An 11,358-nucleotide genomic window follows, 5' to 3' on the forward strand; every position below is an offset into this window, starting at 1 on the left:
TTAAAGGTTGAGTAACCAGTCTTCATCTTGTATTGTAATCCCTAAATCTTGAGCCTTGGTTAGTTTACTTCCTGCATCGCTTCCTGCAACAATTAAATCAGTCTTTTTAGAAACGCTACCTGTCACCTTAGCACCAAGGTTTTGTAATTTCTCTTTTGCTTCATTACGAGTCATCTTTTCAAGTTTTCCGGTTAAAACGACTGTTAAACCTGAAAGCTGTGCATCTGTACTAACTCGTTTTCCTAGATAATTAAAATTAACGTTATAGGAAGTTAATTCCTCTAGTAGTTTATCTACCTCTTCTTTTTCAAAGAACGTATGAAGTGATTTGGCAATAACCCCTCCTAGTCCATCAATTGAGGCAATACTTTCTTGACTTGCTTGACTTAGTTGCCTCAAATTACCAAATTCCTCCAATAAAAGGCGGCTCGCCTTGCTTCCCACATGACGAATACCTAGGCCAAAAAGAAGTTTTTCAGCAGAATTTTCTTTTGAAGATTGGATTGCATGATAAATCTTAGTTGCAGATTTCTCTTTAATACCATCTAAAGTTAATAAATCCTCTATGCTTAAACGATAAATATCTGCAACATCTGCTATTAAATGAGCATCAAATAATTTTTCGACTAAGGATGGACCAAAACCTGTGATATTCATAGCATCTCGGCTAGCAAAATGAGCTAAACGTTCTTTGATTTGGTTGGGGCACAGCGGATTAATACAACGTAAAGCCACCTCATCTTCAAAATGAACTAATTCACTACCACAAGAAGGACATAGTTTAGGAATAAGCATGACTTCTTGCTGGTTTCGCTTACTCATAACGACATTTAAGACTGCAGGGATGATATCCCCTGCTTTGTATACAACAACAGTATCTCCAATACGGATATCTTTTTCGGCAATATAATCTACATTATGCAGAGTGGCCCTACTAACGGTTGTCCCTGCTAGTTGAACTGGAGTTAGGTTAGCTGTTGGTGTTACGACTCCTGTTCGCCCAACTGTCCAATCAACAGATAATATTTCTGCTTCCTTTTCTTCAGCAGGAAATTTATATGCAATCGCCCAACGAGGTGCCTTTACAGTGAAGCCCAACTCTTCTTGCATTGCTAAGCTATTAACCTTAATAACAATACCATCGATATCATAAGGGAGGGAAACTCTATCTTTTTCTATAGTTTGGATAAAATCCCAAATTTTCTCCATAGACGAGCTAATTAAACGATGATGATTGACTGAAAAGCCATAGCTTTCTAGCTCTTTTAAAACATCATCTTGTGTTTCTTTTTGCGTAGGGCTAGCTTCTTGATAAAGAAAAGTTGCTAATTTACGTTTCGCAACAATTCCTGTGTTTAATTGGCGCAAGGTCCCTGCTGCTGCATTCCTAGGATTAGCAAATTCCTGCTCACCATTTGCACGTTTTTCTATGTTAATAGCTTCAAAAGATTCTTTGGGAAGGTAGCACTCTCCGCGAACAGTAATATCTAAACTTTGGTCTAAATGTAGAGGAATATCATGAACACGCTTTAAATTTTCAGTAATATTTTCTCCAATATTGCCATCACCACGTGTTGCCCCAACCTGTAAAATACCATTTACATAAGTCAACGAGACAGATAGACCATCAATTTTCAGCTCTGCCATATAAGAAGCAGTTGGAAACTCTGCTTTAACACGTTTATCAAAGGCTATCAATTCTTCTTTTGAGAAAGCATCCTGCAATGAATACAAAGGATATTCATGTTGGTATTTTTCAAAGCCTTCTAAAACTAAACCACCCACTCGATGTGTGGGACTATTTGGCAAAATGTTTTCTGGATGTTGCTCTTCTAATTCTACTAACTCTCGATATAACTGGTCATATTGACTGTCAGAAACTGTGGGATTATCTTGTGTATAATACTCTTTTGCATACTGATTCAACAAAGATACTAATTCATTCATACGATTTTCCATATTTCTATTTTATCACAAAGACTAAGGATATTAGTAAAAATTGGAGCATTTCTCATAAAAGTTGCAGCATTTTCTAGCTATGCTAACTATAAACCCAAACAAAAAAGCCGAGATCAATGTCTCGCGCTTTATAATATATTTATTTTGTAAAATCGACGTGTCTACTCAACTTATCCACAAGGACTGCTCCAACCAAAAGTGAAGCCAATTCACCAACAGCTGTCGTTAACCATGTTAATAATAAAGGTAATCCTGCTACAATTTTCAATTCAACTGCTACCGTAATCATTGAAGCAGCAAAGAAGAAAGAAAAGAAAAAGAATGCTTTGTTAATAAGGCCATTAAATAGATAATCTTTTTGATATTGCTTGAATAAAATGGTTCCAAGATAAACAAAAAGTAAGGTTGAACCACCACCTACAAAGACATCAATCATTCCAAAACTATAAAGATTAGAAATCATACATCCTAACGTTACCGCAAAAAGGTATTTTCGGTGATAAAAGGCCAAGAAATTTAGCATTTCTGAAACACGGAATTGATAAGCACCATAAGCAATAGCATTAAAAGGTGGCGTTATGGTTAAAACGATATAGATAGCTGTTACAATAGCCATGTGAGCGTAATCGCGAGTTGTAAATGTGTTCATAATTTCTCCTTTAACGTTTAGACAGTTAACACTTCTAACGTTTGTAATATGCTTGATGAAAGGGAACTAAGCATCAAGGGTTGTGTAAAACAACTTACTAAGTATATCACAAACAAAAAGTAAAGCCAAGCTTATGGGAGATTTCCTCATCACTTTGAAGCATCCGTGATATAATAAAAATATGGTTAAATTAAAATCGTTACTGAAAAAAAGTATTCAAAATGAAGTCAGCTTATATTTACTGTTCGGACTATTAACATCCCTTCTTTATTTAGTTATTCGACAAGGGATTTTTAATTTCTCGCAGGACGCTCCATTCTCTGCAATAGTTGCTAACATAATAGCTATACTTTTTGCTTTTTTTACAAATGATCGATTTGTTTTTAAACAAACTAAAATTGGACAGTTTCAACGCTTACAAACATTTGTCATCGCTAGATTAGGCACATTAGGATTAGATTTGATATTAGCTGTTATTTTTGTTGATCAATTTCCTTCTATTATCGGACAATTCGTTCAGCACAATTTAAATAAAATCAATACCATTGAAAGCCTTGTATCTCAAATATTAATTATTTTACTCAACTACATCTTGAGCAAATTTGTTATTTTTAAAGACAAAAAAAGGCAACTCTAACAAGAGCTGTCTTTTCTTATTTTTCTTCTTTGGATTTTTGGATAAGAGACATAATATCTCCACGCCTTGATTCAATTTTTCCTGTCGCAATTTCTTGAACGCTGGCATTCAGTATTGCACCTAAAATCATAATGTGGGCTAAGAAAATAAACCATAGCATTAAGATAAAGATAACGACCGAACCAAACGTTTTAATATCTACCATTTTCTCAACCCTATTTAAGACGTATTGGCTAATTAAATTACTAAAAAAACCAATAACAAACGTTGAAAATAATGTTCCTGGAATGACATAACGTACTTTTCTAATTCGTGCGTTAGGTAAAATAAAGTATAAAATTCCAATACCTAAAAATATAGTCAAAAATGTAACTGGTTGTGCAAGATTTAAAAGCCACGCCGTTAGAGTATCTCCCAAATCATACATGTTTACAATTATCTGTAAAACTGGTTTTGAAAAGGTTGAAAAAATTAAAACAAAAGTCAGTAAAAATAGGATGATCAGCCCAGTCCCCACACCCACTAAACGACTAATCACAAAGTCTCTGTGTTGGTCAACACCGTATGCTTTATTAATGGCTTTTTGAAGAGAGGTCAAACTTTTAGACATTGTCCAAAAAGCTGTTAATGACGCGAATCCCAAAATGCCGGTAGACGGTTTCGAAAAAGCATCTACTGCTAAGCGTGAGGCAGGTTCATAAATATTTTTCGGAAGATTTTTTTGCATAAGTGACAATAAATCCGAAACATTAATATGAAAATAAGGAAAAATATTAGCAGCAATAACTAGTAATGGAAAAGCTGTCACTAATAGATAATAAGCAACTGCTATGGCTGATAAGTCCATCTCTGCACTTTGAAAATGACGCATAAAAACTTGAATGGGTCTATATTCTAGTTTAGCCAGCAAATCCTCAAAGAATTTTTTTAATTTCATTTTAGTAAGTTCTTTCTTCTCCTTGACTCGTTAAAATAACAGGACCATCTTTAGTGATAACAAATTGATGTTCATATTGACAAGAAAGACCACCATCTAAGGTTTTATGTGCCCAACCAGTTTTCATGTCTGTATCAATTTCCCAAGTACCAGTATTAATCATTGGTTCGATGGTTAAAACCATCCCCTCACGAAGACGGAGACCTCGACCTGCTGTACCATAGTTAGGCACCATAGGCTCTTCATGCATCGTTGGACCAACACCGTGACCAACCAAATCACGAACAACTCCATAACCACGATTCTCTGCATAATCCTGAATAGCAGCTCCAATATCACCGATACGGTTTCCGATAACTGCTTTTTCAATCCCAATATACATTGCTTCTCTTGTCACAGACATTAAGTCTTTCACCTCTTGTGAAACTTCACCTACAGCATAAGCCCAACACGAATCTGCCAAACCACCACTATATGTTTCCGTGTACTTTTTCATTTGAGCTACGTTGTCAAAGTTTAACGATGAAACATCAACAATTGATTTATCTAAAGGTTCGCTTAAAACCATATCTACTTTTAAAAGGTCACCTTGTTTTAGGGTATAATGACGAGGAAAGGCATGAGCCACTTCATCATTAAGCCCACAACAAGTAGCATATGGGTAATCCATAACTGCACCATCAACCCCGATTTGCAATGGCAATACGTTTTCTTCTTTACAACGTCTACGAACGTATTCTTCAACTTCCCACATATCAACTCCTGGTTTGATAATATCACGAAGTCCAATGTGGATGCTGGCTAAAAAATCACCTGCTCTATCCATTGCTTCAATTTCGCGTGCTGACTTTAATGTAATCATTTTCTATTTATTCTCCTTATATCTAATTAATTTTTACCGCTATCATAGCTTTAGCAATAATTTTATTTTCTAATTTTAATTCTAAATCGAGTGTAGCTTCGCGCCGTTTTTCTGAAATAATTGTTGGCGTTACCATTATTATTTCATCAATTTGAACAGGTTGCAAGAAATAAAGTGTCATTTGTTTAACAACAATACTGCGTTGATGCTTACGAGTTAAGACACGAATACAAATTTCTTTTGAGAACTCTGTCAAAACTCCTTGTGTTAAGCTACCTGTATGGTCAATCATATCGGGTTCTACTAAAAACGAAAAGTGACCATCTTCAATTTGTAAATTAGATAAGATTTGATCACTATAGGTGTATAAATCTGTCCCTTGCGACATCGATAAATTTTCTACAGCTTGTCTTCTTGTAATAACGCCTAATAATTCAAAGTCATCCGATACTACTGGCATCATATTCAAATCTTCAAAAATCATTTTTTGACTGATATTAGCTAGACTCATTCGAGGTTTAGCAACAATGATATTTTTTGACATGACTGTTGCCAATTTTACTTCTTTATCTTTTCCAAGAATATCTTGAACACTAACAACACCAACGACAACATTAGCTTGGTTGACTATTGGAAAACGAACATTTTTAGTTTGTTTAACAAGAAGATTGAATTCTTTTACGGTATCATCCTGCGCTAAGAAACCGTAATCCATTTGCGACTGATAGACTTGTTCAACGGTCTTTAAATCAGTACGAATTTTGGCATTTGACAAAGTGTGATTAATCATCGTTGATACTGTGAATGTATCATAGTGTGTTACCATTACGGGAATTTGAAGTTTATCTGCTAAACAACAAACAGATGGGGAAACATTAAAGCCACCTGTAACTAAGATAGCGTTTTGATGTTGTAAGGCTAAATGTTGTATCTCATCACGGTCGCCAACAATCAATAACCCTCCTTGCACCAAATATTTTTCAATATTTCTGTGAGTCATTGCACCTATAGAAAATTTACTAAACTCCTTGCTGAGTCCCTCTGTTCCTGCAACAACTTGTGAGTCACTAATCCTTGCAATTTCAGCATAAGTCAGTTTTTCAATATTAACCTTTGCTTTTTGAGCAACACGTACTGTCCCACTACGTGGTCTAGTCTCAACAATACCTCTATTTTCTGCCTCTTTTATAGCGCGGTATGCAGTGCCATCGCTCACCTTTAAATGATTTGAAATACTGCGTACACTAACCCTCTTACCAACAGCTAAATTTTCTAGGTACTCCAAAATTTCTTGATGTTTACTCATAACGATAATCACCCCTAGTTAATTGAAACTCAATATAGTCTCTTATACGGCGTGTATAACGGTCGCTTCCTTTAAAACTCCTAGATTGTTTGAAATGCGCCTTCAAAGCAACCTTCTGACTAGCAATATTCTCTTTATGTGTTACTATGATCAATTTGTCCATCCCAAACTCTTGAAAAGCAAAAAAAGAAAGTGTCTTTAGACATTCAGTCATAATGCCTTGACCCCAAGAACTTTCTTTCAAAAAATAGCCAATTTCAGCTGTCTTTTTAGATAAATCAATGTTTTCAAAACGGATAACTCCAAACATTTTATGACTAACTTTATCTTCAATCGCCCAAACTCCCAACGGCTCTTTCATAAAAGAATAAACTAAAAGAAAATCACTTTCCTTCTTACTGGTTTGAACAGGAAAAATAAATTGTAAATTTGTCCTTTTTGAAGCTATTCGCCAAAAAGCTTCCCTATCAGTGTAGGCAACAGGACGTAGGTTAACATGTTCTGTTTCAATGAATGCAAACCGTCCTAAATTTGTCCATATATCCATGATAATATTATACCACAAGAGATTTCAAATACCTATAAGTGACTTAATCTAAAACAAGAAGAAAAGAGCTAAGAAATATTCTCAACTCTTTGTTATATATACTATTCTTCAACCAATTGGATATCCGCACCCAATGATGTTAGTTTCTCGATGATATTAGAATATCCACGTAAAATAAACTCGATGTTCGTAATTTCAGTTCGTCCCTCTGCCATTAAGCCAGCGATAACTAAAGCAGCGCCTGCACGCAAATCTGTCGCTTTTACAGGTGCACCAGATAATTGATTAGGACCACTATAAACTATTTTGCCTCCTAGGGTAGAAATATTAGCTCCCATACGTGCTAATTCGGGAACATGATTAACACGTTTCTCATAGATAGTATCTAATAAACTCCCGTTTCCTTCTGCTGTTAGTAATAAAGGGGTTAGAGGTTGTTGTAAATCTGTAGCAAATCCTGGGTAAGGTGAGGTTTTTATGGATACAGCTTTTAACTTTTCTTGTTCTTCAACAAAAATTGAATCCTCTTCAACTGTCATTCGAACTCCCATCTCATCTAACTTAGCAATGAAACTCTCAAGGTGTTCATATAACACATTGGTCACTTTTATTCCTCGTCCGATAGCTGCTGCCATAGCAATATAAGTTCCTGCTTCAATACGATCTGGAATTACTTGATGACGCGTGCCATGGAGCGATTTCACACCTTCAATTGTAATAACATCAGTCCCAGCACCACGAATATGAGCTCCCATATTATTTAAAAGAGTAGCCACGTCAATAATTTCTGGTTCACGCGCAGCATTTTCAATAACCGTACGACCATTTGCCTTAGCTGCTGCGATCATAGTGTTAATTGTCGCACCAACACTGACAGTATCCATATAAATATTTGCTCCTTGCAAAGGCTTTCCGTTTGTTGCTAGACGCATTGAATCACCTTCATAAGAAACACTAGCTCCCATCGCTTCAAAAGCTTTTAAATGTAAATCAATCGGACGGGGACCTAAATCACAACCACCAGGTAAACCTACTGTTGCTTGACCATAACGCCCCAATAAGCTTCCATAAAAATAATAGGATGCACGAAGACTATTGATTTTGCCATAAGGCATTGGAATATCTTTAACACCACGTGGATCAATTTCAAGCGTCTCACCATAACGCTTAATCTTAGCTCCCATAGTTTCCATAATGTCAACTAAACTGTCAACATCAGAAATAGCCGGAACTCCATCTAAGACCACAATATCATCAGCAAGGATAGTGGCAGGAATCAAGGCAACTACACTATTTTTAGCACCCGATACAGCAACTTCTCCCGTCAGTTGCTTGCCACCGTTAATAATAATTTTACGCATACTTTCAAATCTTTCTTTAACTAGAATTCAACTCTACTATATTATCATAGTTTAAATTCTTTTTCAAATACCAGTATTGTGTGATGATATAATATCTTAAAAATTCTTATAATTAACGATGTAGCCTTATTTGGTTACATCACTGTGTTTTTGCCTATTAACCAGAGCTTTTTCAACTTCATAGCGCAATTGTCTGGTTGCATCTACAATATGATTTGCTTTTGAAATAGCCGATATAACTGCAATCCCATCTGCACCTGATTCTATAATATCATGAACAAAATCACTAGTGATTCCGCCTATTGCAACGATTGGAATATCTTGATTAATTTCTCTAACTGCCTTTGTTGTCCTATTGCCAACAGCAGGCTTAGCATCTGCTTTTGATTGTGTCGGATTAAAAGGACCAATTCCGATGTAATCAACAACAGATAATTGTGATTTCTGATATTCAGCCATTGTACTCACAGATAAACCGATGATTTTATCTGGTAAACGTCTCCGTGCCTCATCAACAGGTAAATCATTTTGTCCAATATGAAGACCATCAGCATCAATTAACTCAACTAAGTCAATGTCATCATCAATAATAAAAGGAACTTGATATTGCTTACAAAGTATTTGGAGTTGCTTAGCCATAGCAATTTTTTCCTTACCTTGTAATGCTGTAAAACCTTTTTCTCTAAATTGAAATAGAGTTATACCTGCTTGTAAGGCTTCTTCAACAACAGTCAATATATTCTTCCTAGAGCAATCCACAGTCCCACAAACAAAATATAATTTCAATGTATCTTTCATCTACCGACACCACCTATTTGTCCATAATCATTTCTGATCTCATCTGGGAAAGGGCATCTAAAAATGCAACTTGGAAACTTCCCACCCCCTTACCTTTTGCCACCTTCTCTGCAATTTCTCCAGCAACATTATAAACAGTAATGGCCTCTGTCAGACAAGCAAGATCATCGCTTCTGTCAGAACTACCAATAAAAGCAGCTAATACTGCCCCTAACAGACATCCAGTTCCTGTAACAAGTGGCATTAAAGGACTACCATTTTGTAATAAGCGAACTTCTCCTCTAACAGCGATAGCATCAGTTTCTCCTGTGACAACCACCGGCACATCAAAAACTTGATTGGCTTTTACAGCAATTGATTCTAAATCAGCCACTTTTCCCCCATCTGCCCCTTTAGACGCTTGTTTTTCACCAACCAAAGCAGCGATTTCACTACCATTTCCTCTAAGTAAACTAATAGAATAATTCTTCAATAAATCAAGTGACACTTCTAATCGAAAACGACTTGCTCCTGCCACTACAGGATCTAATACAACTGGAACTTGGTTTTTATTTGCTATTTTGATTGCTTCTTGGTAAAGTTGCCAACTTTCTTTTGTTAGTGTTCCTATATTAATTAATAATGCATCTGCAACTTTTAACAAGTCTTCTAAGTCCTCTATGCACTCGCTCATAGCCGGAGAAGCTCCTAAAGCTAATAAACCATTGGCTGTAAAGTTTTTGACCACATTATTAGTGATACAAATGGTTAAAGGATTTACCTCTTTTAGTTGTTCTAAATACATTTTAGTCTCCTTGATAACTAGTATGATTGACAGGACCGTTTCCAAGACCCAACTCAGGCGCTGTTTTGATAGCTGAAGTAATAAATGATTTAGCAGTACTTACCGCGTTTAGAATTGATTGCCCTTTAGCTAACTCCGCTGCAACGACTGCTGCAAATGTACACCCAGTCCCATGAGTATGAATAGTATTGATACGTTGATTACTAAGAGTTATCAACCCTTCTTTTTCCAAAAATAAATAATCTTTAGCCAAACCATCTAGATGTCCTCCCTTTATAAGAACATTTCTAACAGAATATTGTTTTTGAATATCGTAACCTGCTTTAATAATAATTACTTCATCTGATAAGTCATATCCCACTAAAACCTCAGCTTCTGGTAAATTTGGTGTGATAATAGTTGCTAATGGCAATAAGTCTTCTTTTAATGCTTCTACGGCATCTGAATCAATTAAACGATGTCCGCTAGTTGCCACCATAACAGGATCTAATACATAAGGTTGCGGATATTTTTTTAAATATGAAGCGACTAAACTAATCGTTTCCCTCTCCGCTAACATTCCTGTTTTGACCGCCTTTGGCTTAATATCATCATAGACACAAGCTAGTTGTTGATCAATGATAGCTGTTTCTATATGCTGAACGCCTCTAACCCCACAAGTGTTCTGAGCAACAACACTAGTCACAACAGCCATCCCGTAAGTCCGACGAGCTTGAAATGTCTTTAAATCCGCCATAATCCCTGCTCCACCGCTAGGATCAGTTCCTGCAATAGTTAAAACTGGTGCTAAATAAGTCATATTAATCCTCCCATTTTTCTTGATTTATTGCCATTTGAAAAAAACGTCTCTCATGCTGACAAGATTTCACAAAAGCATCTACCAAATCAGCTTGCTTCTCTTTTGACAAATTCTGCGCATAATAATCCATCATACGAAAATAGTTTTCCATTAACTCTTCAACTATATCGTTAGCATAAAAAGTTATCCAATTATTAAAAGGGTTACCATTCAAAAACTGGTTCTCCTCAATTATTTTTTTAGCCAATTGATGGTAAATCCATGGACATGGGCTCATTGCAGCTAAAGCACCAGCAATACCATTTTCGTAAAAATGAAAATACATATGTTTAATGTAATGATCTGCTGACGGGTACCATACAGCCTTTTCGATAATATCCTGATAAGATCGATTAGTATAAGCTGCCAAGGCTTGATGTGGACCTTCACCATCTGCTAACTCCCGATTTAATGTAAAGTCAATTTGTTCAAGGAAAAATTGTTTATCTCGTAAATTATCAGATTTTGCCAAGCACAGGGCATAAATATCAGCAAATTTCCCAAGGTAGATATTATCTGCCTGTAAATAATGGCAGATTACGTCATGGTCTAAACGCCCTTTTATAATTCCTTGAATAAATGGATCTTGATAGATGGATTGGATATATTTTGCTCCTTTAGCAATCATCTCATCTTTTAACATAGTAATCTCCTTTGTTATGATCTCATGAGCAGAACAC

The 11,358-nt window shown here is 35.9% G+C and carries 12 protein-coding genes and 1 riboswitch; of the genes, 1 reads left to right on the forward strand and 11 read right to left on the reverse strand.

Annotated features, from left to right (window positions below; genetic code table 11):
- Window positions 1–1,959: an NAD-dependent DNA ligase LigA gene (gene ligA, locus HMPREF9171_RS107045; RefSeq protein ID WP_001872314.1), complete on the reverse strand. Its 1,959-nt coding sequence runs from the start codon at window positions 1,957–1,959 to the stop codon at window positions 1–3.
- Window positions 1,960–2,098: 139 nt separating this feature from the next.
- Window positions 2,099–2,608, reverse strand: a complete 510-nt coding sequence (locus HMPREF9171_RS107040) for a QueT transporter family protein (RefSeq protein WP_001091613.1) — start codon at window positions 2,606–2,608, stop codon at window positions 2,099–2,101.
- A riboswitch (PreQ1 riboswitch) is annotated at window positions 2,606–2,719 on the reverse strand. Its footprint overlaps the gene before it by 3 nt.
- Window positions 2,720–2,789: 70 nt before the next feature.
- Between HMPREF9171_RS107040 and HMPREF9171_RS107035 the strand changes: the two genes are divergently transcribed.
- Window positions 2,790–3,245, forward strand: coding sequence for a GtrA family protein (locus HMPREF9171_RS107035; protein ID WP_000239848.1), 456 nt, complete (start codon window positions 2,790–2,792; stop codon window positions 3,243–3,245).
- A gap of 16 nt (window positions 3,246–3,261) precedes the next feature.
- On the opposite strand, the gene HMPREF9171_RS107030 is transcribed toward HMPREF9171_RS107035, so the two are convergent.
- The 9 genes from HMPREF9171_RS107030 to tenA all read right to left on the reverse strand — a co-directional run bounded on the left by HMPREF9171_RS107030 (window position 3,262) and on the right by tenA (window position 11,321).
- On the reverse strand, window positions 3,262–4,182 hold the full coding sequence (locus HMPREF9171_RS107030) for a YihY/virulence factor BrkB family protein (protein ID WP_000768440.1): 921 nt from the start codon (window positions 4,180–4,182) through the stop codon (window positions 3,262–3,264).
- Between the two features lies 1 nt (window position 4,183).
- The gene (locus HMPREF9171_RS107025; protein ID WP_000631565.1) at window positions 4,184–5,044 is read right to left on the reverse strand and encodes a methionyl aminopeptidase; all 861 of its coding nucleotides are present in this window, start codon (window positions 5,042–5,044) and stop codon (window positions 4,184–4,186) included.
- A gap of 22 nt (window positions 5,045–5,066) precedes the next feature.
- Window positions 5,067–6,350: a CBS-HotDog domain-containing transcription factor SpxR gene (spxR, locus tag HMPREF9171_RS107020; RefSeq protein ID WP_000033790.1), complete on the reverse strand. Its 1,284-nt coding sequence runs from the start codon at window positions 6,348–6,350 to the stop codon at window positions 5,067–5,069.
- Window positions 6,343–6,897, reverse strand: a complete 555-nt coding sequence (locus HMPREF9171_RS107015; RefSeq protein ID WP_000355956.1) for a GNAT family N-acetyltransferase — start codon at window positions 6,895–6,897, stop codon at window positions 6,343–6,345. Before HMPREF9171_RS107015 ends, spxR begins: the two co-directional genes overlap by 8 nt.
- 101 nt (window positions 6,898–6,998) lie before the next feature.
- A complete protein-coding gene (murA, locus tag HMPREF9171_RS107010) occupies window positions 6,999–8,258 on the reverse strand; it encodes a UDP-N-acetylglucosamine 1-carboxyvinyltransferase (protein WP_001226236.1) in 1,260 nt (419 codons plus the stop codon).
- A 126-nt stretch (window positions 8,259–8,384) separates the two neighbouring features.
- Window positions 8,385–9,056 (reverse strand): thiamine phosphate synthase, encoded by a 672-nt coding sequence (gene thiE / locus HMPREF9171_RS107005; RefSeq protein WP_000655658.1) that lies wholly within the window; start codon window positions 9,054–9,056, stop codon window positions 8,385–8,387.
- 13 nt (window positions 9,057–9,069) lie between these two features.
- A complete protein-coding gene (thiM, locus tag HMPREF9171_RS107000) occupies window positions 9,070–9,840 on the reverse strand; it encodes a hydroxyethylthiazole kinase (RefSeq protein WP_000280424.1) in 771 nt (256 codons plus the stop codon).
- Window position 9,841: 1 nt separating this feature from the next.
- A complete protein-coding gene (gene thiD, locus HMPREF9171_RS106995; protein ID WP_000221574.1) occupies window positions 9,842–10,639 on the reverse strand; it encodes a bifunctional hydroxymethylpyrimidine kinase/phosphomethylpyrimidine kinase in 798 nt (265 codons plus the stop codon).
- Between the two features lies 1 nt (window position 10,640).
- On the reverse strand, window positions 10,641–11,321 hold the full coding sequence (tenA, locus tag HMPREF9171_RS106990; protein WP_000910123.1) for a thiaminase II: 681 nt from the start codon (window positions 11,319–11,321) through the stop codon (window positions 10,641–10,643).
- Window positions 11,322–11,358 lie beyond the last annotated feature (37 nt).

The organism is Streptococcus agalactiae ATCC 13813 (genome assembly GCF_000186445.1).
Taxonomy (GTDB): domain Bacteria; phylum Bacillota; class Bacilli; order Lactobacillales; family Streptococcaceae; genus Streptococcus; species Streptococcus agalactiae.